Annotated in this window: 15 protein-coding genes; 11 read left to right on the top strand and 4 right to left on the bottom strand. The window is 41.4% G+C overall.

All coding sequences use genetic code 11. From position 1 onward, the window contains the following. Positions 1 to 38: 38 nt before the first annotated feature. From eat to eutC, 3 genes are all read left to right on the top strand, one after another. A complete protein-coding gene (gene eat, locus BMX50_RS31355; RefSeq protein ID WP_091220735.1) occupies positions 39 to 1,388 on the top strand; it encodes an ethanolamine permease in 1,350 nt (449 codons plus the stop codon). A gap of 121 nt (positions 1,389 to 1,509) precedes the next feature. Continuing rightward, a complete protein-coding gene (locus BMX50_RS31350) occupies positions 1,510 to 2,877 on the top strand; it encodes an ethanolamine ammonia-lyase subunit EutB (RefSeq protein WP_091220731.1) in 1,368 nt (455 codons plus the stop codon). 202 nt (positions 2,878 to 3,079) lie between these two features. Next, positions 3,080 to 3,838 (top strand): ethanolamine ammonia-lyase subunit EutC, encoded by a 759-nt coding sequence (gene eutC, locus BMX50_RS31345; RefSeq protein WP_091220727.1) that lies wholly within the window; start codon positions 3,080 to 3,082, stop codon positions 3,836 to 3,838. A 66-nt stretch (positions 3,839 to 3,904) separates the two neighbouring features. On the opposite strand, the gene BMX50_RS31340 is transcribed toward eutC, so the two are convergent. Beyond that, positions 3,905 to 4,420, bottom strand: a complete 516-nt coding sequence (locus BMX50_RS31340; RefSeq protein ID WP_091220723.1) for a DUF4251 domain-containing protein — start codon at positions 4,418 to 4,420, stop codon at positions 3,905 to 3,907. Positions 4,421 to 4,905: 485 nt separating this feature from the next. Between BMX50_RS31340 and BMX50_RS31335 the strand changes: the two genes are divergently transcribed. Beyond that, positions 4,906 to 5,202: a hypothetical protein gene (locus tag BMX50_RS31335; protein ID WP_091220718.1), complete on the top strand. Its 297-nt coding sequence runs from the start codon at positions 4,906 to 4,908 to the stop codon at positions 5,200 to 5,202. 66 nt (positions 5,203 to 5,268) lie between these two features. On the opposite strand, the gene htpG is transcribed toward BMX50_RS31335, so the two are convergent. Further along, the gene (htpG, locus tag BMX50_RS31330) at positions 5,269 to 7,152 is read right to left on the bottom strand and encodes a molecular chaperone HtpG (RefSeq protein ID WP_091220715.1); all 1,884 of its coding nucleotides are present in this window, start codon (positions 7,150 to 7,152) and stop codon (positions 5,269 to 5,271) included. Between the two features lie 393 nt (positions 7,153 to 7,545). Further along, the gene (accD, locus tag BMX50_RS31320) at positions 7,546 to 8,391 is read right to left on the bottom strand and encodes an acetyl-CoA carboxylase, carboxyltransferase subunit beta (protein WP_091220706.1); all 846 of its coding nucleotides are present in this window, start codon (positions 8,389 to 8,391) and stop codon (positions 7,546 to 7,548) included. 268 nt (positions 8,392 to 8,659) lie between these two features. Here accD and fbaA point away from each other — a divergent pair, with 268 nt between their 5' ends. The 5 genes from fbaA (at position 8,660) to BMX50_RS31295 (ending at position 16,030) form a co-directional block, all read left to right on the top strand. Further along, positions 8,660 to 9,739 carry a class II fructose-bisphosphate aldolase gene (fbaA, locus tag BMX50_RS31315; RefSeq protein WP_091220701.1) on the top strand — a complete coding sequence of 360 codons (1,080 nt, stop codon included), beginning with the start codon at positions 8,660 to 8,662 and terminating at the stop codon, positions 9,737 to 9,739. A 105-nt stretch (positions 9,740 to 9,844) separates the two neighbouring features. Further along, complete coding sequence (locus tag BMX50_RS31310) at positions 9,845 to 10,363, top strand: low affinity iron permease family protein (RefSeq protein ID WP_091220698.1); 519 nt, start codon at positions 9,845 to 9,847, stop codon at positions 10,361 to 10,363. Next, complete coding sequence (locus BMX50_RS31305) at positions 10,320 to 10,745, top strand: GNAT family N-acetyltransferase (protein ID WP_091220693.1); 426 nt, start codon at positions 10,320 to 10,322, stop codon at positions 10,743 to 10,745. Before BMX50_RS31310 ends, BMX50_RS31305 begins: the two co-directional genes overlap by 44 nt. A 567-nt stretch (positions 10,746 to 11,312) precedes the next feature. Next, positions 11,313 to 14,465 carry a SusC/RagA family TonB-linked outer membrane protein gene (locus BMX50_RS31300; protein WP_091220689.1) on the top strand — a complete coding sequence of 1,051 codons (3,153 nt, stop codon included), beginning with the start codon at positions 11,313 to 11,315 and terminating at the stop codon, positions 14,463 to 14,465. 11 nt (positions 14,466 to 14,476) lie between these two features. After that, a complete protein-coding gene (locus BMX50_RS31295) occupies positions 14,477 to 16,030 on the top strand; it encodes a RagB/SusD family nutrient uptake outer membrane protein (RefSeq protein ID WP_091220682.1) in 1,554 nt (517 codons plus the stop codon). A gap of 565 nt (positions 16,031 to 16,595) precedes the next feature. On the opposite strand, the gene BMX50_RS31290 is transcribed toward BMX50_RS31295, so the two are convergent. Further along, complete coding sequence (locus BMX50_RS31290) at positions 16,596 to 18,068, bottom strand: RICIN domain-containing protein (protein WP_091220676.1); 1,473 nt, start codon at positions 18,066 to 18,068, stop codon at positions 16,596 to 16,598. Between the two features lie 867 nt (positions 18,069 to 18,935). On the opposite strand from BMX50_RS31290, the gene BMX50_RS31285 reads away from it, so the two are divergent. Beyond that, a complete protein-coding gene (locus BMX50_RS31285; RefSeq protein ID WP_091220673.1) occupies positions 18,936 to 23,042 on the top strand; it encodes a two-component regulator propeller domain-containing protein in 4,107 nt (1,368 codons plus the stop codon). Between the two features lie 291 nt (positions 23,043 to 23,333). Then, positions 23,334 to 25,157: a glycoside hydrolase family 35 protein gene (locus tag BMX50_RS31280; protein ID WP_091220667.1), complete on the top strand. Its 1,824-nt coding sequence runs from the start codon at positions 23,334 to 23,336 to the stop codon at positions 25,155 to 25,157. Positions 25,158 to 25,159 lie beyond the last annotated feature (2 nt).

The raw sequence follows: 25,159 nt of genomic DNA, 5'->3' as shown, positions 1-25,159 counted from the left end.
AATTTAAGGCGATAAAATATTATTTATAACGGCGGTGTATGGCAGGAACATCTACAGAACATTTAAAAAAAGTTTTAAAACCTGTCCATTTATGGGCCATAGCAGTAGGTCTGGTTATTTCGGGCGAATACTTTGGGTGGAATTTAGGATGGGCTGTATCGGGTACGATAGGTTTGTTGATAGCCACTTTGGTTATCACATTAATGTACATCACATTCATTTTTAGCTATACCGAACTTACAGCCTCCATTCCTCATGCTGGTGGTGCTTTTGCTTACGCTTACCGGGCAATGGGGCCATTTGGAGGTTTAATTGCGGGTTACGCTACGCTTGTTGATTTCCTGGTGGCTACCCCCGCGGTTGCCGTTTCTTTAGGCAGTTATCTTCATTTTTTATACCCGGCTATCCCCATAACTGAGGCAGCCATGGGATTTAATATCTTTTTTATCCTTTTAAATATGCTTGGGGTGAAAGAGTCGGCTACTTTTTCGGTATTCATCACCATACTCGCAGTGGTTGAGCTGATGCTTTACCTCGGCATTGTATCGCCTCATTTTAAAATGGATAATTATTTGACCAATCCTATGCCTTTTGGTTGGGCTGGTGTTTTTGCTGCTTTGCCTTTTGCCGTTTGGTTTTACCTGGCTATAGAAGGTGTGGCCATGGTGGCCGAAGAAGTGGAGAACCCCAAAAGGAATATCCCCCGCGGTTATATTTCGGCTATTATAACATTGGTAGTACTGGCTTTAGGCGTAATGATCATAACCGGCGGACTAACCGATTGGCGCAAGTTAAGTCATTTAGATTATCCGCTGCCAGAGGCCATTGGTATCGTATTAGGTAAAGGTAATGGTTTAACCAAAGTATTTGCCAGTATAGGTTTGTTTGGGTTGATAGCATCATTGCATGGTATTATCCTTGCTTCATCACGGCAGGTGTTTGCCATGGCACGCAGCGGTTATCTGCCCCGAATGCTATCCGATATTAACCACAGATTTAAAACACCGCATTGGGCGCTTGTGATAAGCGGTGTAGTAAGCTCTGTATTCATCTATAAATTTAAAACAGATCAGATTATTATGCTGTCGGTGCTTGGAGCTGTAGTAATGTACATCATGAGTATGCTGAGCTTGTTTATACTGCGAAAAAAGGAACCCCGCTTAAGCCGGCCGTTTTTGGCCCCGGCGTTCCCGGTATTTCCGGCAGTTGCTTTAGTGATTTGTGTGGTTTGTTTAATAGCAACCATATATTTTAACCCTGATATGAGCCTCATTTTTGCCGGAGGCTTGGTAATCGTATTACTTATTTTTACGGCTTTGGGTAAGCATAAAATTGCTTTAACAGAAGATATGATGAGCGCGCCGATGGAAGAGGTCATTAATCATTAGGTCATTTGCCGTGCGCTTTGTGAGTAGTGACCAATAATTAATGATATGTGAATAGCCGCCATATAAAAATCATATAATGACTCAATGACATAATGATCAGCGGGATAACGATATAAAAAGAATGTACCGCCACAATATACATCATAGGGTTTACAAATTCCCCAACCTTAAAACGTTGCTGGGGAAGGCTTCGCCTTATCGCTCGGGCGATGAACTGGCGGGGCTTTGCGCCGGTGGGTACGAGGAACGTGTGGCTGCACAAATCACGCTGGCGGATGTTCCGCTTAAAAACTTTTTGAACGAGGCGGTAGTTCCGTACGAGGATGATGAAATTACCCGGCTTATTATTGATGATCATAATGAGATAGCCTTTAGTCATATCAGTCATTTAACCGTTGGCGAACTACGCGACTGGCTATTAAGCGATGAAACCGACTGCGCCACGTTAACAACTATAGCCCCTGGCTTAACACCTGAAATGGTGGCGGCAGTATCTAAGTTGATGCGGAACCAGGACCTGATTGCAATGGCCAACAAATGCCAGGTTGTTACGCGCTTTCGAAATACCATTGGTTTAAGAGGGCGTTTCAGTACCCGTTTACAGCCCAATCACCCAACTGATGATCCGCGGGGAGTGGCGGCCAGTATTATCGATGGTTTGTTATTTAGTAGTGGCGACGCTGTTATTGGTATTAACCCGGCAACTGATAGCCCGGCCGCGGTAAGCAATTTATTGACGTTAATGGACGAGTTACGGCACAGGTTTGACATCCCTACACAAACCTGCGTGCTAAGCCATATTACAACTACATTGCAATTGGTTAATGAAGGCGCCCCTGTAGATCTGTGTTTTCAATCTATAGCAGGAACCGAAAAGGCCAATGCCAGCTTTGGAGTTAACTTGAGTTTGATAGAAGAAGCTTACCTGGCAACGCTGTCTTTGAAACGCGGCACAGTGGGCAATAACGTCATGTATTTTGAAACAGGGCAGGGTAGCGCGCTCTCAGCCAATGCCAATTTCGGTGTTGATCAGCAAACCTGCGAGGTACGGGCTTACGCTGTTGCCAGGAAGTTTAATCCTTTGCTGGTCAATACTGTGGTAGGCTTTATCGGTCCGGAATATTTGTACGATGGTAAGCAGATTATTCGTGCTGCCCTTGAAGATCATTTTTGCGGAAAACTGCTTGGCTTGCCCATGGGCGTCGACGTTTGCTACACCAATCATGCTGAAGCCGATCAGGACGATATGGATAACCTGCTTACGCTGCTCGGTGTAGCAGGCTGCAACTTCGTGATGGGTATCCCGGGCTCGGATGATATTATGCTTAATTACCAGTCAACATCGTTTCATGATGCCCTTTACCTGCGCAAAGTATTGGGGTTGAAGCCTGCCCCAGAGTTTGAGCAATGGCTGATAAAGCAGGGGATTGTTGATGACAAAGGGAGTATGCTGCCGGTGAATGAGCATGGGTTGTTGGGAGGATTTTGATTGAAGGCGAAAGGTAAAAGGTTCGCGCCCCACACGCCGTCGCTCGGCTCCAGGCGAGTGTCAGCTATCTCACGGCCTCCGGCCGGCGTAAGCTCGTATGACACGCAGGCCAGACGCCTGTGAATAATGGTCACTCGGCTGGAGCCGGGCGACGGCAGAGTGACCAGGTTGCCGCTCCGCAAGGACATAAGAAAACTCTTAAATGAAACGAAATATCCCACACGAAATTGAACCGTTGAAAGCATTGCAGGAGTTTACTTCTGCGCGGATAGCTATTGGCCGGGTGGGGACGAGTATACCATTAAAGCAGTCGCTTGAGTTTAAACTGGCCCACGCGCACGCCCGGGATGCTGTGTACTCTGAGTTAAATTCAGTCAAACTAACCGGTTCGCTAAAACACTTTGAGCAACCTATTCTGCATCTGCATAGCCAGGTAACAGACCGGAGACAATATCTGCAACGGCCCGACCTTGGACGTAAGCTTGATGAGAATTCATTAAATGAGCTAAAAGGCTACAGTAATGGAAGTGATATAGCTATTATGATAGTTGATGGGCTATCAGCAACAGCAGTAAATGAAAATACTATCGGCTTGCTCGACGCGCTGATTCCTTTGTTAGTTGCCAATGGTTTAAAGCTTGCGCCAATAAGCCTGGTTGAACAGGGTAGGGTAGCTATTGGTGACGATATTGGATACGGTCTAAAGGCTAAACTTTCGTTGATCCTTATCGGTGAGCGCCCGGGACTTAGTTCGGCAGATAGCCTTGGCGCATATCTTACATACAATCCCAAGCCCGGCTTAACCGACGAATCACGAAACTGTGTTTCCAATATCCGCCCCAAAGGTTTAACCTATAAAAAGGCAGCAAAGAAGATTTTTTATTTAATTAATGAAGCGTTTAAACGGAAACTATCGGGAGTGGAGTTGAAAGATAACGCGGGATTGATATCCGAAGGTTAATGAACTAAAAGCAAACAGCCCAAAGCTTTGCGCTCCGGGCTGATTTTTCTTTGCTTTAAGCCTTTCCTATTTAGTTTTTCTGGCTTCAACGTAACCGTTAAACGATATTGGGTCGCGGTTGCTGCTGATCACTTGCAGAGAGCCGTAGCCATCCTGTGAAATACTCAGGTTAAATGTTTGCACATCGCGCCAGTCGGCTATGTTTTTTTCCTTGGGTTTAATAGTGATATTCCAACCCTTACCTTTCGGGGTGGACGAGTATGTAAACTTTGTAGTATTAACTTTGATACCGCCATCTGTTGTTCCCGGAGGTGGCGCTACATAAGCCCTGCCAAAATAAGGTAAGAACGATACGATGGTATCTTTACTTATCGTGATATCATAATCAGAAGTAAGCGGCCTGGTGCCGCCCCGCATCGGCAAAGCATAGTTTGCTTTAAATACAAAGTTTTGATCATCAATCATCTTTTTAATTTCAGCTTGCTTTGCCGCTTTTTTCTCGGCCTTGGTTTGAGCAAAGCTTACGTTAACCCCAATAAATATGAAAGCAGCCAAAAGGGCTATTTTATTTAATATTTTCATGATATAAATGTTTAAGTGGTTAGACGGTAAAGAGTTATTTAGGTTTAAGTACACTCAAATTTAATGAATCTTTTAAACAAAAAAGCTCACTGGCAATTCTGTAGATTTAAGCACTAAAAAGATATTGGAAAATCATGTTCAGACTATTCAATAAAAAGCGAATAAAGCGGCCCGTGCAGGATTGGGAATTGGTGCTTATGTATAAAACGATTGAAAAGCTACCTGCAGACTTTGGGCAACTTAATGATTAGATAGAGGCAGATCTATTTACGTCAGCGCTTGTTGGCTATAGCGATTCTTATCGTGATTTCGTTTCGTTCTCTTATTCAGATGAGTACAATGAATTTAGGCGTAGGGGCGAAAGAGATTATGAAATCTCAAAGATAAAGGTACAGGATATAGATGGGGACAACTGGTTTGATTATACAATATTTGTTAGCGAAGAGGTTATTACAGGTTATAGTATAAAAGGATTGGCTGGCAATATGATTGATGTAACCAGTGCCGATGTAGCTTCTTACGTCAGGCGATATGATCCTGATGATTATCGAAGAGATTATCAAAATCTTAAGGAAATATTAGATGAGGACGAAATTAAGCTAATAAACCCGGATGATATTTACGAGGTTAATCTAAAGGAAAGGATTTTTTATCATGTTCGTGACCTGGAAGATGGCGATTTTATCGGAATTGAAAGCAATGGTCAGATCTGTAAAATAACACATGACTCTTTTGAAATTATTCCGCTCAAAGAAAGTTTGGCGGAAATACTTTCAAGATAAAAGAAAGGCCATCTGTTTTTCAGATGGCCTTAACAATAATGGAATAGCTATTTATAAAACAAAATATTATATCAGGCTTACGCTGCGTTTAACAAACTCAGTCAGTTCGGCACCGGTTAATAAACCTTGTGATAACAATGCTAAGTCAAATGCTTGTTTTGAAAGCTGGGCTTGTACGGCTTCGTCTTCTTCCTGTAAAATGCGGCTTACCAATTTGTGGTTGCCATTTACAATAACTTTGTAGTTATCAGGCATGTTGCCGTAGAAACTCATACCGCCGCCCATAGCTGCCATGTCTTTCATACGGCGCATGAACTCATCCATAGTTACGGTAACCGGTAACTCGTCCGGGTTTAGGCTTTCAATTTGTACATTGTAAGCAGGTCTGTTGATAGCTTTGTCAAAAATGCTTTTTACCTGGGTACTTTGCTCTTCGGTAAGTACAGTTTCAAGGGCATCATCTTTTTTGATCAGTTTGTCGGCAACATCAGCGTCAACACGTTTTAACGATGTTTTTTCTAATTTCTGCTCTAATTGGCTGATAAAGTGGTTGTCGATAGGCGAGTTCATTACCAATACATCATAACCTTTTTTATTGGCCGACTGGATAAATGAATCCTGTTTTGCCGGATCGTTGGTGTAAATGTAAACCAGCTGACCGTCTTTGTCGGTTTGATTGGCTTCAACTTTGTCTTTGTACTCGGGCAGGGTGAAGTTTTGTTTGTCGGTATTGGTAACCAAAACAAAGTCTTTGGCTTTGTCATAAAACTTGTCTTCGCTCACCATACCGTATTTAACAAACAGGCCAATGTCTGTCCATTTTTCTTCGTAGGCTTTACGATCAGCTTTGAAAAGTTCTGACAATTTATCAGCTACTTTTTTAGTAATGTAGCTGTTGATTTTTTTAACGTTGCTATCAGCCTGTAAAAAGCTGCGTGATACGTTAAGCGGGATATCTGGTGAATCGATAACACCATGTAACAACATCAAAAATTCAGGAACAATGTCTTTTACTTCGTCGGTTATAAATACCTGGCGGCTGAATAATTTGATCTTGTTTTTCTGGAACTCAAAATCGTTTTTCAGCTTAGGGAAGTACAACACACCTGTAAGATTGAAAGGATAATCAACATTAAGGTGGATCCAGAACAACGGGTCTTCGCTGAAAGGATAAAGCTGTTTGTAAAAGTCCAGGTAATCTTCATCTTTTAACTCAGATGGCGCTTTTGTCCAGATAGGGTTGGTGGTGTTGATAATATTATCAACTTCAACTGAAGTGTATTTTGGTTTGCCTTCCTCGTCAACACCATCTTCAACAGATTCGGTTTTAGTACCGAATTTAATAGGTACAGGTAAAAACTTGCAATACTTATCAAGGATCTCCTGTAGTTTGTATTGACTTAAAAACTCTGCAGATTCATCGTTAATGAACAAGGTAATTTCGGTACCGCGTTCTTCTAAAATACCTTCGCCAATTTCAAATTCCGTGCTGCCATCGCAAACCCAGAATGCAGGCTCTGCACCTTCCTGGTATGATAAAGTTTGGATCTCTACCTTATCGGCAACCATAAATGCCGAATAAAAACCTAAACCAAAGCGACCAATGATCTCATTGGCATCTTTAGCTTCCTTGAATTTCTCCATGAATTCGGTAGCACCCGAGAAAGCGATCTGGTTGATATATTTTTTGATCTCTTCGGCGGTCATACCTATACCATTATCACTAATGGTGATGGTCTTTTTGTCGGCATCAAAAGCAACCTCAACACGGAGGTCACCAAGCTCGCCATTGTATTGGCCTAATGAAGCCAAACGTTTAATTTTTTGGGTAGCATCTACCGCGTTTGATACCAGCTCACGCAAAAATATCTCGTTATCAGAGTATAAGAACTTCTTAATGATCGGGAAAATGTTTTCGGTGTGGATCGAAATGCTGCCTTTTTCTTGCATAACTATATTTTAATATGGTTGATTTAATGTTTGTCGGAACTGTACCATCAATGTATGTTCCAATTGTTATACTATTGTCAAATTGGCAGGGGAGGTGAAATGCCTCACGTCTCCTCAGGGTCTCTCGCAGAGGACCCTGAGGCTCCCCGCGCCGCGTTCATACCTGTCAGAATATTTAGAACAGCGAATATGCATGGCATATACATCAGGGTCCTCTGCGAGAGACCCTGATGGGACATTAAAGCGTATTTACATAGCGTATAAGATTTCTCCTCACCCCGCCCTGGCCATTCCACGCTCAATCGAAATGATATCAATTTTAAAAAAAACTGAGACAAAAAATAAGGGATAAACATTTAAGCTTATCCCTCACATATAAAGATTGATTATATCTTAATTGGCCATCATCTTAATAAATGAAGCCAATTTTTCTTTCATTTCTCTTCTGTCTACAATGAAATCAAGGAAACCGTGTTCCTGCACAAATTCGGCAGTCTGGAAACCTTTAGGAAGATCTTTTTTGATGGTTTCTTTAATTACCCTTGGGCCTGCAAAGCCTATCAGCGCTCCCGGTTCGGCAATATTGATATCACCTAACATAGCGTATGACGCTGTTACACCACCTGTAGTTGGGTCGGTAAGTAAAGAAATGTACGGAACTTTTGCCTGTGCCAATAAAGCCAGCTTAGCCGATGTTTTAGCCATCTGCATCAGTGAAAACGCAGCTTCCATCATACGTGCACCGCCTGATTTTGAGATCATCAGGAACGGAACTTTATGCTCAATACTGTAATCGATGGAGCGGGCTATCTTTTCACCAACAACAGATCCCATTGAACCGCCAATGAAATTAAAATCCATACAGGCGATAACGATGTCCTGGCCGTCAATTTTACCTACGCCTGCTCTGATCGCATCACTTAAACCTGTTTTCTTTTGAGTTTCTTTAAGCCTGTCGGTGTACTTTTTGGTATCCTCAAAATGTAGCGGATCGCCTGATGTAAGAGCAGGGAAAAGTTCTGTAAACTCGTTATTATCAAATAGTACCGAAAAATATTCTTTTGAACCTATGCGCAGGTGGAAGCCACAGTAATGGCACACATATTGATTTTCTACCTGTTCTGAATAGTGTAAAGGTTTCTTACAATTAGGGCATTTATTCCAGATGCCATCGGGGGCTTCTTTCTTTTCCTCAGTGGTCGTAATTATCCCTTTCAACTCTCGTTTAAACCATGCCATATCTGTGTCTAACTCTTTCAATTGGGTACAAAGAAACAAAAAATATTAAACATGTAGTGCCGGATATAAAAAGTTATGGTAAGGTAAATTGTTTGCCGAAATTTAAAATACTTTTTTAATGCTATTTTCGTAATAAAAGGATTGGATTATTAATGAATTATATCATATTTTCAAATTAAGCCTATTTTTACTATCGTTTTGATATACTTTTAAGATTACTTAACCGATTTCAATAAATTTTATAACTTCGAGCCCCAAATAAACGCTAATGGATTTAAAAAATTATAGAGGTGTTCTGCACGGCGATCAGGTGCAGGAACTATTTGAAGCAGCAAAAAAGCATCAGTTTGCTTTACCGGCAGTAAACGTTATTGGTACTAATACTATCAATGCAGTTATGGAAACAGCTAAGGCTGTTAACTCACCGGTTATTATTCAGCTGTCAAATGGCGGTGCACAGTTTTACGCCGGCAAATCATTGGATAATTCAAAACTTCAGGCCTGTATTTTAGGTGGTGTATCTGCTGCAAAGCACGTTCACCTTTTGGCAGAACATTATGGTGTAGCAGTTATTTTGCATACAGATCATGCCGCTAAAAAATTATTACCCTGGATTGATGGCTTGTTAGATCATGGCGAGAAGTTTTTTGCTGAAACAGGCAAACCTTTATTCTCATCACACATGCTTGACCTTTCGGAAGAGCCTATTGAAGAGAATATCGAAATTTCGGCCAAATACCTTGAGCGTATGGCTAAAATGGGTATGACACTTGAAATCGAATTAGGTGTTACCGGTGGCGAAGAAGATGGTGTTGACAACTCTGACGTTGACAGCTCACGTTTATATACTCAGCCAGAAGAGGTTTCTTACTCATACGAGCACCTTTCAAAAGTAAGTCCTCGTTTTACCGTAGCTGCTGCTTTTGGTAACGTACATGGTGTTTACAAACCAGGTAACGTTAAGTTACAACCGGTTATTTTGCATAACTCACAGGAGTATGTTAAACAGAAATTTGGTTTAACTGCCGAAAAACCTATCAACTTTGTATTCCACGGTGGTTCTGGTTCAAGCCAGGAAGAAATCCGCGAGGCTATTTCATATGGCGCTATCAAAATGAACATTGATACCGATATGCAATGGGCTTACTGGGAAGGCATTAAAGATTACTACAAATCAAAAGAAGGATACCTGCAAAGCCAGATCGGCAGCCCGGATGGCGAGGATTCTCCAAACAAAAAATATTATGACCCACGCGTTTGGTTACGCAAAGGTGAAGAAAGCTTTGTAAAAAGGCTGTCTGCTGCGTTTGAAGATCTTAATTGTATCGACGTTTACAGCAAATTATAATATTCATCAAAAACTAACAAAAGCGCCTGTACATTTGTTGTACAGGCGCTTTGTTGTTTACAGGCAGCGCACAATCTATAACAAAGAGATAAAAATCTGCTATCGATGGTTAAAACTAACAGTAAGAAAAAGAATTTATTTGAACGTTTTGCTAACTGGGCTACCATAGCTACCGGCAGTTCTGGCGCGTTTATCACTGCGTTCGGCGTTATCATTGTTTGGGGAGTTACAGGGCCTTTATTCCATTATTCGGATACATGGCAGTTGGTTATTAACACCGGCACCACTATAGTTACCTTTCTGATGGTTTTTTTGATTCAGAAATCGCAAAATAAAGATTCAAAAGCTATACATTTGAAACTGAATGAGCTGCTTGCATCGCACCAGGGAGCAAGTAACCGCATGGTTGATATTGAGGATATTACTGAAAAGGAACTTGATCAGTTACACAAATTTTATGTAGAACTGGCCGGGCTTGCCGAAGAGGAAGACGATATCACTTGCACACACTCCATAGACGCAGCAAGGGAGAACCATACTACCAAGCTTAATAATTTCAAAACAAAACCTCATTACATCAATGCCCGCAAAAATCATAGTAAAAAAAGCAACGGAACAAGCTGATCTTGACACAGTACATGCCATAAGGCACGAGGTATTTGTTATTGAACAAAACTGCCCGCCCGAGTTAGAGTATGAACATGAAGATGTATCTCATCATTTTTTAGCTACTGTTGATGGCGAACCAGCCGGTGCATGTCGTTGGCGTAAAACCGAAAATGGCTATAAGCTTGAACGCTTTGCTGTTTTAAAAGCATTCAGAGGGTTTGGTATAGGAGGCGAGCTGGTGAAAGTTGTATTGGCTGATTTGCCGGCTGATGCCAATTATGTTTATCTCAATTCGCAAACTCACGCCGTACCATTTTATTCAAAACTGGGTTTTGAAGTATCCGGGCCGGAGTTTGAGGAAGCCGGGATTAAACACTATAAAATGGTCAGGAAATAAATAGCTTTAGCCGACTTTTCTCTGCGGAATACCGGCTTGAAAATGTTTTAACTTCTTATATTATCTGGAAATCCCACACGGGAGGACGGTACCAAGCCGTACGCATTACTACTATTCTGATTTAGAAATACAACTCTTTTTTTGCTTGCTCTTTCAGTTCGAAATCATTGATAATGGTTTCCTGGGCTGATATTGCCTCTTTGTCCCCCCTTTTTTGCTGTTTAGCCCCTTTTGTTTTCTGCGTTTTTAAAACACTTTGCCTTCACGATTAGTCATGTCGAAAGGGCTGTCGTGTTAACCAATTATTCTTTTAATAAAACCAACATGAGACAAATTCTGAAAGTAGAGTATGCTCCAGAGAAAGGGAAACCGCGGGCATCTTAAATTAAAAACATTCCACGAAATGCCAGGGCAATTTCCTGGTTCCGGTCAATTGCATGTTATCGTTGATTTTGACAACTGTAAAAGCTATGCTTTTCGGTTGTTGGCGACCTATTGCCGGTCGCGTTGACACACTTATTGTCCGGCCAATCCAACCCAACAATTTAAATTATTTATAACCCAATTATGAAACGAAAATTACTTATTTCAAATTATTTGTATTCCAGGGGTTTCCGCACCACATTTAAAGCTTTGGCATTGTTGATACTGCCAATTGGTGCCAATGCGTCAAGCCCCAATTTAGTAACTCACAACAACAACAACAACAAGCTGATAATTGCTCACACTGCTGCAGATAAGGCTGCAATTACTATAAAAGGTTCTGTTGTAGATGCCACTAATGATCTGCCGCTTGTAGGGGTGTCTATTAGTGTAAAGGGAACCAATAAAGGTGCACTAACCGACATAAAAGGCAACTTTCAGCTTAGCAATGTGCCCGAAAACGCCGTCCTCGTTGTAACTTATATCTCCTACGAGAAAGTTGAAATTGCAGTTAACGGTAAAACTGATATTGCGATAAAACTTAAACCATCAATGAAAACTCTGAACGATGTGGTGGTAGTGGGTTACGGAACGCAGAAGAAAGAAAATCTGACAGGATCTGTAGGTATCGTAAATACGCAGGATCTGGAAAGCCGGCCCTTAACAAACACCAGCCAGGCATTGCAGGGCACCGTTTCCGGTGTGTTTGCGCTGCAAAGCTCGGGTAAGCCAGGAGATGACAATACTGTCATAGACATCCGCGGCGTAGGAACTTTTGGAGATAATTCCCCTTTAGTTTTGGTTGACGGTTTTCCCGGAACTATTGGAGACGTAAATCCAAACGATGTTCAGTCAATTTCAGTACTGAAGGATGCTGCTTCATCTGCTATCTACGGTAGCCGGGCGGCAAATGGTGTTATATTAATTACCACCAAACGGGGATCAGCAGGCAAAGTTAAGGTTAACTATAGCGGATATGCAGGTATCCAGAGTCCGACAAGATTGCCCAAAGTGTTAAATTCTGTTCAATATACAACGCTTTACAACGAGGCGGCGTTAAATACAGGTTCGGCTCCGTTATATGCCGATTCGACTATTCAAAAGTACGCTGCCCACAACAACCCCATGTACCCGGATATCAATTATTTTGATGTATACTATGGTAATGCTTACATGCAAAATCACCGCGTAAGCGCAACCGGGGGAAGCGACAATGTCAATTATTCCTTTATGCTGGGCCATTTGGATCAGGACGGTATTTTGGTTGCCACCAATTATAAGAAAACAGACTTTCGTCTTAATCTTGACAGCTATCACCTGAAAGATAAAAAACTTCGTGTTTCCGGCAACATATCTGGTAACGTAGGGATAAAAAATGAGCCGACCGATCTTTGGAATGCTGAATGGTATGCAACCCTTGCACCAATACATCCGCTTAAGGATGCTAACGGTAACTGGGTTTCTGTTAACGGCGAACGTAACTATTACGGCGAAATTAAAGAAGGGAGCACTAACCTTACAAAACGCTATAATTTTAGCGGCCAGGCCGAAGCTGAATATAAAATCCTGCCGGGTTTAAGTGCGCAGCTTACTTACGGTTATAATGTTACCTCCACTAACGGCAATGCTTTTCATGCCAATGTAACCCTGCAAAATCAAAACGGAACGGCTACGCAATTAGCTTCCAATCTGACTACAACGAGCGAAATTGATGGACATTCCTTGCTTACCGGTTTGTTGAAATACAATAAGACAATCAATCATCATTCATTCAATTTATTAGGTGGTTATAGCGAAGAGGAGTTTACCTATGACTGGCAAAGCGGCTATCGTGCAAATTTTGTGAACAATTCACAACGCGTATTGAACCTTGGTGATGCAGCCACGCAGACCAATAACGCAGGGAGTTATGCTCTTGGCCTTCGTTCGCTTTTTGGCCGTTTCAGTTATGCTTTTGATGAAAAATATTTATTTGAAGCCAATATCAGAAGAGACGGTTCTTCCAGGTTTGCACAAGGGAAGCAATGGGGTACCTTTCCTTCATTCTCAGCCGCCTGGGTGTTATCGAAAGAGAATTTCATGAAAGGCCTGACCTGGCTGGACTTTGCGAAAGTTCGTGCTTCCTGGGGGCGTTTGGGTAATCAAAATATCAGCAACTACTACAATGGCAGCGATATCCTGAGTTCGGGCCAAAACTATTCTTTCGGCGGAACGCTTTACTCGGGCGTTGCCATTACTGCAATGACTAACAAAGATTTGACATGGGAAACAGCTCAGCAGCTTGATTTGGGTCTCGACATCTCTTTGCATAACAACATCGAAATTACTGCAGATTATTTTGATAAAAGGACTAAAAACCTGCTGTTAACCCAGCCGATTCCGCTAACAATTGCCCAATCGGCGCCAACGGCTAACGCTGGTGAGGTGCAAAACAAGGGCTTCGAACTGGGGATTTCTTATAGAAAAGCATTTGATAATGGTATTAAGCTAAGGACTTCTTTAAATGTTTCACACATTGTCAACAAGATCCTCGCCATGAATGTGCCTCAGCAGTTTACTTCTCCAAAAGCCATAGTTGTTGGTTCTGCTATAAATTCATTCTACGGTTATCAGATGACCGGAATCTACCAAATTTCTGACTTTACATGGCAAAACAACAGCGATGCGTCTATCCCTTATGCCAGCCGCACTTATACGCTTAAACCGGGTGTTGTTAAAGTAAGTGATTACAATGCACAACCTGGGGATATTAAATATGCTGACCTTAATGGTGACGGCGTGGTTGACCAAAATCATGATCGCAAAATCATTGGCAAGCAGTTTCCAAGCGTAACATATGCTTTCAACTTTAATGTAGCCTGGAAAGGTTTTGATTTGGGTGCATTCTTACAAGGTGTACAAGGTATGCAAGGTTATACCTACTATGAAATTGCTTCACCTTTCAGCGGCTTTGCCAACTTGGGCACCTGGTGGTTAAACAGGTGGACACCGCAAAATCCATCTAATACCTATCCGCGCCTTACATTGGATGGTGTAAGAAACAATATTCACTCTTCCTTCTATGTAGAAAATGCATCGTATCTGAGGATTAAAAACATTGAACTGGGATATACCCTGAGCCCTGCTGCAATTAGGAAAATTGGGTTAAGCTCACTAAGGATCTATGCCAACGTGCAAAATGCTTTCACGTTTACCAAATTCAAAGGCTTTGATCCGGAACAAACCACAGATCAAACAAGGGCCGAAGCGTATCCGCAGGTTCGTGTGATGACCGCAGGCGTAAATGTTAATTTCTAAATGATAAAATCATGAAAAATATATATAAAGTCTTAATCGTATTATCTGTTATTAATCTTGCAAGCTGCAAGAAGGGCCTTTTGGACAAGACACCCAATGACCGTTTGTCACCCTCTACATTTTACCAGAATGAAACCCAGGTAAAAATGGCTTTGGTTGGCATTTACAATGCAATACAGCCCAATGCAACGCCGGCGCATTTTTTTCAATTTGATTTTGAATCGGATAACGCCTATTGCCAGGATGCATGGCAAGGCTCAAAGGAAGTAGGAGAATGGCAAACAACAACCAATAGTTGGGCCCCCTATGCTAAATGGACACAAGATTACACTATTATTTCCAGGGCTAATGAGTTTTTAAAGGATGTTGCTGCTGCAAGCATTGATGCTACCGTAAAAAGCCAGATGGCGGGAGAGGCGAAGTTTTTACGTGGTTATGCCTATGCTGATCTGATCTCTTATTTTGGTGATGTGCCTTTAATCACGGAAGTTCAATCACTTGCGGATGCTTATGTTTCCAGAACGGCAAAAGCCACCGTCCTGACCCAGATTGTAACCGATCTTACGGACGCCGCCGCCGTATTGCCAACTTCTTATTCGGGTTCTGATGTGGGCCGTGCAACAAAGGGGGCTGCCCTGGCCTACAAAGCAAAAGTTCTTTTGTATAATGAAAAATGGGCCGATGCTGCGAAAGCGGCACAGGATGTAATTGATCTTAAAGCTTACAGTTTATATTCAAATTACAGTTTATTGTTTGATGAAACGCATGAAAACAACAGCGAAGTTATTTTTGATATTCAATATATACCTACAACCCAGCCGCAGCCCTGGCCATCATCTGCCTTGTCTTTAAGTGTTTGGCCAACGCCAAATGTAACTGCCGATTTGATTGATTCATATTATATGACCAATGGATTGCCAATTACTAATTCGGCTTCAGGGTACGATTCGCAAAACCCATACGTTAACCGCGATCCGAGGTTGGCCGCATCGGTAGTGTTACCTGGCTCTCAATGGGGATCTACCACTTATATCCCTGCTAATGATGTGGTACCATCTGGTGCACGCCCGCGTAAATACGCAGCAATTGGCATTGCCGACCCAAATAACTGCTCTTTAAATACCATCCTGATGCGCTATGCGGATGTGTTGCTGATCCGTGCCGAAGCTTTGATTGAATCAGGAAGTACTGCTGCAGAAATCTATACACTTATTGACCAGGTGCGGGCACGCGTAAACATGCCAACTGTTGAAAGTGTAGAAGGCTCTGGTTTAAGCCAGACACAATTGCGCGCCGTTTTACGCCATGAGCGCAGGGTTGAGTTTTTCATGGAAGGCACCAGGTATGCTGATATACTACGCTGGAAAGATCAGTCACTGGTTCATGATGCATATGGTTATGACAAATCATTACTTAGTAATCCTGCAAGTGCATCTACCTGGAAATTTAGCCAGGTTAAGTTAGAAACCAGGACTTTTAACGCAGCTAAAGGATGGTTATGGCCAATACCTCAGGCTGATATTGATATTAATAATAAATTGTTGCCTAACAACCCGGGATATTAATGTGCTTTGGCGTTACATAATTAATTGATGTAATCGCCAACACCTTTAACAGTATAACCCTCGATAGAACTGCCGGTTGCGGTAGTCTACCGAGGGTTTCGTTTTATAAATGCTTTTGTGAATTATCTGATTGAAATTTTGTTGTTTGTTAGTGAAAGATACGAGAATGTATGCTGTTTAAAAGGAATGATTTTCGAATGTAGGGACGCATCACATGCGTCTCCCGTACACAAATTCCTGGGGTTTATGATCACGAAGCGGCTTGTCTTATTGGAGACGCATGTGATGCGTCTCTACGTGAAAATGTTTTTAAATCAAATTTAAACGGGTCTGAAAGGTATAGCTTCTTTTATTTTAAACTGACTTTATATATTAATTGATCTTAAGGGTGTTCAAAGGCTGCAAATTATCCTTTTGGTGATGTTATGAATTGAAGCAAATCAATCCTATTTGAATAAAGACAATTACTTATACAGTAAATCAACAACAAAAAATGCTGTCCTTTTGAGACAGCATTTTTTGTTGTTTTTAGGGGATTAAATTAAAGTACCTGTTAACTTCTATTTTATTGAGCAATAAGCTTCCATTGCTGGTTGTAACTTGAGCCCTGGTACCATTGCTGTACAGCTGATCCATTAGCAGTTAAACCTCCTGTATCAAGGCATTTACCAGTGGTAAGGTTAATTACCCTGTAATAGCCATCACCGGTTGAAACGAGCGACCAGCGCTGGTTGGTGCTTGAGCTAACCACGTACTGTAAAACATTTGATCCGTCGGTAGTATTGGTACCCACATCAAGACACTCTTTCCCTGTTACGCAACTTAAGGTGTAGTAGCCGGCTGTGTAGCTTATATTCCATTTTTGGTTGTTGCTTGTTCCTGATGCCCATTGAGCTACGGCCGCGCCATCAGTAGTGCTACCTAAGTTATCAAGCATAAGGCCCGATGCGCGGTTTTGAAGCTTATACCTGCCGTCGGCAACAGGGCCTATCCAAACCGGCGAAGCAGAAAGTTGCCATGACCACCTGAACATATTTGCAGTACCGGGGCTAACTTCTGTAAGGTTATTGTTTGCCGTGTACCAGCGGTAAGTATCAATATCATTAACACCCGACCATGCTATTGTTCCCATTGAATTATCCTTGGCGTAAGCGAGTGATCCGGTTAGGAATGCCTGGTCAACATATACACCAGTATCCCATTGCCACCAGAAACTCATGTTGCGGAATGTTTCGATACCAACCTCGGTAACTATGGTACGTGAGGCGTATGAGCCTGTACGGGCCGACATGATATTGTAATAGCTCGACCAAACGTTGTATGAGCCCCAGAACCACCAATAGCAATGCAACCCAAGATATTGATTGGCTAACCTTGAATCGGCACCAACAGTAGTTACGTCGGCAGCATAACCGGTACCGTCGAAAATACATTTCCCATCGGCCGGACTGTAAGTGGTTAAAAAGCCTGCATACAGGTTATTCAAATCGGTACTTGAATAATCAACCGGCTCGTTGATTGGCTCATATAATACGGATGTGTTGTTTTTATATACATTGTTTACCGTTGTCCACATGGTATGCCACTGTGCGGTATCAGGCACGTGGTGAACGCCAACCGGCCAATAACAAAGTATTACTTTACAGCCATTGGCCACAACCGCGTTAATTGCAGCCTGGTAAACCGGCCAATAGGTTGAGCTTGATGCCGTCCAGGGATTTATTGGCATCCTGATAGTGGTTCCGCCACTTGTTTTAACAGCGCTGGATATATTGGTTGCCAAAGTAGCGGCCTGTGTTGCAGTGAGGGATGTTGTCATACCACTTGGCAATACAACCCTTCCATCGCCCTCGTTTCCATTGGGGTCGGCCCAGTTAATACCCCTGAAACCGTTTGTGTTGGTAGTGGAAAGGGCAAATGATTGTTTTCCAAACTTTTGGCCTGACAGGTCGGCGCCTTTTTGAATAGAATTTTTAGAACAGCCCATAGCAAGGACTAACAGGCAGCTTAATGCCCCGGCAGTTAAATTTTTTCTCATATGTTTATATTAGGTGTTAAATAATTATTTCTTCTTGGTCAATCGGTTTTGGCATTGAATACGGCGGAGCTCTTCCCTGCTTTAACACGAAGGGGATTATATCAGTTAGTTGTAAACTAACCGAATGCATATTCAGACACAGTTCAAATATTCTCATGGCAGATGTGTTGAAAAAATCAGATTCTCCCTGCCCATAATTAAGCGTCAATCACCGCGGGATGTGACCGCCGGTAATTTAATTAGCCAATAAAAATGGCTGTAACTAATAATGGAAATGGAAAATCCGTGTTTATATGGTTGACCTAAATTTCTTTTAAAAAGCAGAAATTGAAAAGGGGGTAAAGCCTCAATATTGCGGGGATAAAGTGGCATTTTATTGGTTTTTAACACAATAGCTCAGCTTTTTTATCGCTTTTTTCTTACCTGATTTAAATTGCGCATCAATGCTGTTTGTTTAAAATTATTGTTATAAATACAATTAATAATTATTTACATTTGGATGCCTTATAAACTTAATACTTCAGGATTACATGGGCGGATGTGCCAAAATTCAAGAGGATTAATGAATCATTTAATGAAGAATAAACCAGGTTTGATGGCTATTTGGACTAAGAGGAAAAATGCGTTAACCTATCATTTAATACTTCGACATTAAAAGACCATTTGTCGGTACTTGTACCGCAGCAAGCAAGTTCTGTTCTTACATTGACGGACTATCGCAATTCTGAAGATTATAAGTGTATTAAGTACAATATTTAGTGAATGACCTGACGATGCAAAGGTTGTGATGCCTAACTTATACTGTAAAAATTATTAGTGATAATACGATGTGTTGTATTTATCTAATTAAAAAGTGATAACGGATTTATGTATAAAGCTGTCTTGTTTTTCCTGATTAATCTCCTGTGTGTAATTGTTGTGAACGCCCAGGTTCCGGAAACCTTTTCAACCAATGATGTAAGGAACTTTGCGTTGAAATCATATACCACTCATGATGGTCTGCCATCCGAAAATGTAACAGTGGCGTTAAAAGACAAGCGCGGGTATATGTGGATAGGAACGGATAATGGGCTTTGTAAGTTTGACGGCTACGCCTTTGAAAGTTTAGTGAATATTCCCGGAAACACTGCGAGTATAAGTTCAAATTTTATCACTGCCCTGGCAGAAGATAAAAATGGCAAGATATGGGTGGGGACAATGGACGGCTTAAATGTTTTAGACCCCAATACAGAGAAGTTTGAACGATTTTATCATAACGATAAAATCAAACAGTCACTAAGTAACAATAAGATTTTTTCGATCTTCTGCGACAAGGAAGGAACGATATGGATAGGAACAGATGATGGGTTTAATCAATACGTGGCCAATAAACGATTCTTTGTTAGCTATAAACCCAATCCCAATGACCGGTTTTCAATAAAGGGAAAGTCGGTAAATGCGATTGTTGAGGATGATAAGAAAAACCTGTGGTTAGGAAACTGGAACGGCGGGCTAAATAAATTCGACAAGGTTAGCAGGCATTTCAGCAATTATCCGCAAACTGAATCTAAGCTTAAAAAGAGCCCTAATGATATTTGGAGCCTGTTTTACGATCGAAAAAACGGCTGCATTTGGGTAGGTACCTATTGGAGCGGTCTTTTTTGTTTTAATCCTCAAAGCCAGCAATACACCCGGTTTTCAAGCCATGATAATATCAATGTAGGGGCCTTTAGCATTGATAAGGCTAATGACTCTACCTTAGTTGTTGGAAGTAACGGTGGGTTCTATTTTATAAATAAGGCTAATGGCCAGTGGCGAAAAATTGGCAATGTTAATAGTACGGCCGATGGCTACATTTATAATGATGGAGCCGGGATCATGTGGCTTTGCGGTAAAGACGCTTTAACAAAAGTTGATTTTACACAATATAAATTTCGCTTCATTCCCTTATCAATTGCGCCGCGCGAAGCAAAAAGTATGTTATTGCAGGGTAATATGCTGTGGCTGGCTACCAACGAAGGGCTTTATAGCTTTGATTTACAGAAGAAGACGACAAAGTTATTTCAACATACAAATGATCCGTCAAGTATCAGCAGTAACCAGGTTGGCAAAATATATTTAGACAATGAGGGAGTGTTGTGGGCAGCAACGGAAAATGGATTTGATAAGTTTGATAGCAGCAGCAATAGGTTTATACACCATTTTCACCATTCGGCCCTGAGTAATTTCTTTAATGAAGATGTTTTTAGGGATATTCTTGAAGTAAGCCCTCATGAATATTGGCTTGCCACCGATGCCGGGTTAAAGATCTATAATGAAGAAACACAGCAATTTAAACATTATTACAATGACGACAAAAATCCTAACTCAATTGCCAGTAACCATATTTACAATCTTTTAAAAGATAGCAAAGGCAATGTATGGGTTGGCACAAGCGGAAACGGCGTTGATCGCTTTGATCCTAAAACAGCGGTTTTTCACCACTATACCTATAATGATAAAATTGCAAGTAGCCTGAGCAATAATATTGTGCATTGTGTATTTGAAGATAGCAAAAAGAATATTTGGATCTGTACGGCCGATGGCCTAAATAAATACGTTCAGGGTAGCGATTCTTTTATTACTTATTCACGTAAAAATGGATTTGCGAGCAATGTGTTTAGTAATGTGGTTGAAGATGACCAGGGAAATCTTTGGATCAATTCTGCCACCGGGGTATCAAAGTTTACACCCCAAACATTAGCCGTCACTAATTTTGATGAGGGCGACGGCGTTTTTTCGCATTCGCTTATTTACAGGTCGGCAGATGGGCAGATTTATTTAGGGGGAAATTCAGGCGTAGTGGTTTTCGATCCGTCAAAAATTAAATTGAATGATAAAATTCCGCAGGTTTACTTTACCGATTTTCAGGTGTTTAACAAATCTGTAAAACCAGGTGCAGATTCGCCATTGAAAAGGCCGGTCGGAACAGCAGATACTGCTTTTCTTAATTATGACCAAAATGTGTTTTCTATTGAATTTGTTTCGCTTAACTACACCCATTCCGAGAAAAACAGTTACAAGTATAAGCTGGAAGGTTTTGATGAAAAATGGAATTTTAACGGTAACCAGCGAAGGGTTACTTATACCAACCTTAATCCCGGAACTTATACATTTAAAGTTATTGCAAGTAACAATGACGGGGTGTGGAACAGCATGCCTAAATCTCTGATCATCATTATTTCGCCCCCATGGTACCGTACCTGGTGGGCTTATACCGTTTATGCTATCTTTATTGGCGGGATAGTTTATCTGTATCTTTTATACCGGGACCGCCAGGCCAAATTAAAATATGAAATTCAGATAGCGCATTATGAAAGCGAAAAGGAAAAGGAGCTCAGCGAACGAAAGCTGGCCTTTTTTACCAATATTTCGCATGAATTCAGGACACCGTTAACATTAATCATTAATCCTATTAAGGAACTTTTGTATAATGAAAAGAAGGCGATGGATACCTCCAATTTAACCATTGTTTACAGAAACGCGCGCCGGCTATTAGGCCTGGTAGATCAGTTGCTTCTTTTCAAAAAGGCCGAATCTGAGTCAGACCAGCTGAAGATAAGTAATGTTAATATAATTGATTTGTGTAAGGAGGTTTATTTATGCTTTGTACATGAAGCAAAAAGAAAACATATCCAGCTTGAGTTCACATCCTCAACCGATTGTTTGAATGTTTACATTGATAGAGAAAAAACAGAGATCGTGCTGTTTAATTTGCTGTCGAACGCCATGAAGTTCACACCAAAACTTGGAAAAATTCGCATTTATGCAGAAGAATCCGAACAGGTGGTTTCAATAATTGTTGAGGATACGGGCTGTGGAATTCCGCCTGAAGTGAGCGACAGGCTTTTTAGCCGGTTTTACCAGGTATCTGATTTGGCCAGTACATCAAACGGTGGATTTGGGCTCGGACTTTATCTTGTTAAAAATTTTGTAGAGCGTCAGGCCGGAACTGTTGCGTATCATAGTGAGGCAGGAAAGGGGACAACCTTTACAATCACGTTGAAAAAAGGAAAGGCGCATCTGAAAGACCAGATCATCTCAGAACAGCCAACAACTACTTCCGAGTTTTTACAGGAGCTGATAGATTCTGAAACCACAGCCAATGATATAGTATCTGCAGCAGATCCGGGTGAGGAGATATCGGTGTCTGAACTCAAAACCTTGTTAATTATCGATGATCACGAGGATATGAGAGAATACCTTCGCCAGATATTCAAACTTGAATACAATGTTCTTGTAGCGCCTAATGGTGAGGATGGAATCAAAATTATTAATGAGCAGTGGCCGGATATTGTTATAAGTGATGTAATGATGCAGGGCATGACCGGGATAGAAGTTTGCGCCGCTATTAAAGAGAATATGACAACCTCTCATGTGCCCGTTATCCTTTTAACTGCCAGTGCATCAAATGAGATTAAATTGAAGGGTATTGAAGGGGGCGCTGATGATTATATTGGAAAGCCTTTTGACAAAGATATCCTGAAAGCACGGGTTAGCGGGCTGCTTAAAAGCAGAAATACACTTCAGCAATATTTCTATAACGAAATTACGCTGAACAATAATCCGCACACTATCTCTATAGAATACAAACGATTCCTGGATTCCTGTATCCGGATTGTGGAAGAGCATATAACTGATCCTGATTTTAATCTGCAATCCCTGGCCTCCGAATTAAATATGTCTTATTCGGGGATCTACAAAAAAATCAAAATGATCTCGGGGCAGCCGGCCAATAGCTTCATAAGGGCTATCAGGTTGCGAAAAGCCGCGCAGTTATTTGTTCACAGCGACTTAAATATATTGGAAACAGCTTACGCCGTAGGAATAAAAGATATTAAATATTTTCGCGAGCAGTTTAAGAAGGTGTTTGATTTAAAACCTTCTGAATACATCAAAAAATACAGAAAGAATTTTAAGAACGCTATGGTTAACCAGGGGGCCGAAAGAAAATAAACCCCGTATCACTCTCTTGTTTGTCGCTTTTTAAAAAGTTAAACTTATTCTTTAGCCGGTAATTTATTGCCTGTTGTATACCTGTATCTTCTTTTGCTCGGGCTTGAAGCGTTATGAAAATAGCCTTTTTAATGTGTTTTAAGAGGTTTGCCCCTTCAATTTTGCTGATTAGCCCCCTTTTTATTAATTGATTTTACATTCATTTTAGCGCATCAGCTAAACATAAAGCAGCCTCGATGCGGTTTTTGAGGATGTGCCAATTATTTAATCAGTAACCCTTATATATTTTTAATGAGATCATTTCGTCTTTTTTTTATTGCCGCTATTTTGTTGGCTGGCAGCCTGGTCAGTGCCCAATCTAAACATCAATTTACATTAGGAGATAAGGACTTTCTTTTAGATGGGAAGCCTTTCCAGATGATTTCCGGCGAATTGCATTATCCCCGGATCCCGAGGGAGGCATGGCGCGACAGAATGAAAATGGCAAAAGCTATGGGGCTTAATACCATAGGCACCTATGTTTTTTGGAACTTGCACGAACCTCAGAAAGGGCAATTTGACTTTTCGGGAAACAATGATATCGTTGAGTTTATTAAAATAGCCCGGGAGGAAGGTTTATGGGTGATTTTGCGCCCAAGTCCTTATGTATGTGCCGAATGGGAGTTTGGTGGCTATCCCTATTGGCTGGAGAATGAAGATGGATTAATTGTCAGAAGTAAAAACGCACAGTATTTAAGCGAATACGAAAGTTACATCAAAGAGTTGGGCAAAATATTGTCGCCATACCAGGTAAATCATGGTGGTAACATCCTGATGGTGCAAATTGAAAATGAATATGGATCATATGGTGCTGATAAGGAGTATCTGGCCATTAATCAAAAAATGTTCAAGGATGCCGGGTTTGATGGGTTGTTATATACCTGTGATCCGGCTGCGGATCTGGTAAAAGGGCATTTACCTGGTTTACTGCCGGCAGTTAATGGTTTAGATGATCCGGCTAAAGTAAAGGAACTCATCAATCAAAACCACGATGGCAAAGGACCTTACTATATTGCCGAATGGTATCCGGCCTGGTTTGACTGGTGGGGCACAAAGCATCATACGGTACCGGCAGATCAATATACCGGCAAACTGGATTCGGTGCTTGCAGCCGGGATCTCTATAAATATGTACATGTTTCATGGCGGTACGACAAGAGGGTTTATGAATGGGGCTAATTATAATGATCAGGCCCCGTATGAGCCTCAAATCAGCAGTTATGATTATGATGCACCACTTGACGAAGCCGGAAATCCCACGCCCAAATTTGTGGCCTTCAGAAATGTAATTCAAAAACATTTATCGGCCGGTACTAATTTGCCGCCTGTTCCACCGGCAAAACCAACTATTTCGATACCCAAAATTGAGCTTGAAAATGTGGCCGGCCTTAACGACTTAAAGCCTGAAGGCAAGAGCAGCGAAAGTCCGCTGACTTTTGAGGATATGAAGCTTGATTATGGTTTTATGTTATATCGCACAAAAATTGAAGGAGGAAAATCAGGTATATTAAAGGTAAAAGATCTTAGAGACTTCGCTGTAGTGATGATTAACGGGAAAACTATTGGTAACCTGGATCGCCGTACAGGGGTGGATAGTATCAACCTCAAGCTACCCGACGGAAATGTAACATTGGATATCCTGGTTGAAAATCTTGGTCGTATCAATTTTGGTAAATATTTATTACAGAATAAAAAGGGCATTGTGGGCAAGGTGATTTTTCAGAATAGCGAAGTGAAAAATTGGCAAAATTTCCCTTTGCCATTGAAGTCCTTAGGGCATTACGCCGCAAAGCCTGATTTAGTTGATTTAAATGCACCTGTTATGAAGAAGGGGACTTTTTCCTTGTCGGCAATAGGGGATACCTATCTAGATATGACCGATTGGGGTAAAGGAGTGGTGTGGATTAACGGGCACAACTTAGGCAGGTATTGGAGAACCGGCCCTCAGCAAACCTTATATGTGCCCCGCGAGTGGCTGCACAACGGGAAGAATGAAATCCTGGTTTTTGAACAGCTCAAACCTGAAAATAAAGAGCTTTCTGCATTAAATAAACCAATTTTAGACCAGTTGCAATAAAC

Source organism: Mucilaginibacter gossypiicola (genome assembly GCF_900110105.1).
GTDB classification, from domain to species: domain Bacteria; phylum Bacteroidota; class Bacteroidia; order Sphingobacteriales; family Sphingobacteriaceae; genus Mucilaginibacter; species Mucilaginibacter gossypiicola.
This window is presented reverse-complemented; position numbering and strand designations above follow the sequence as displayed.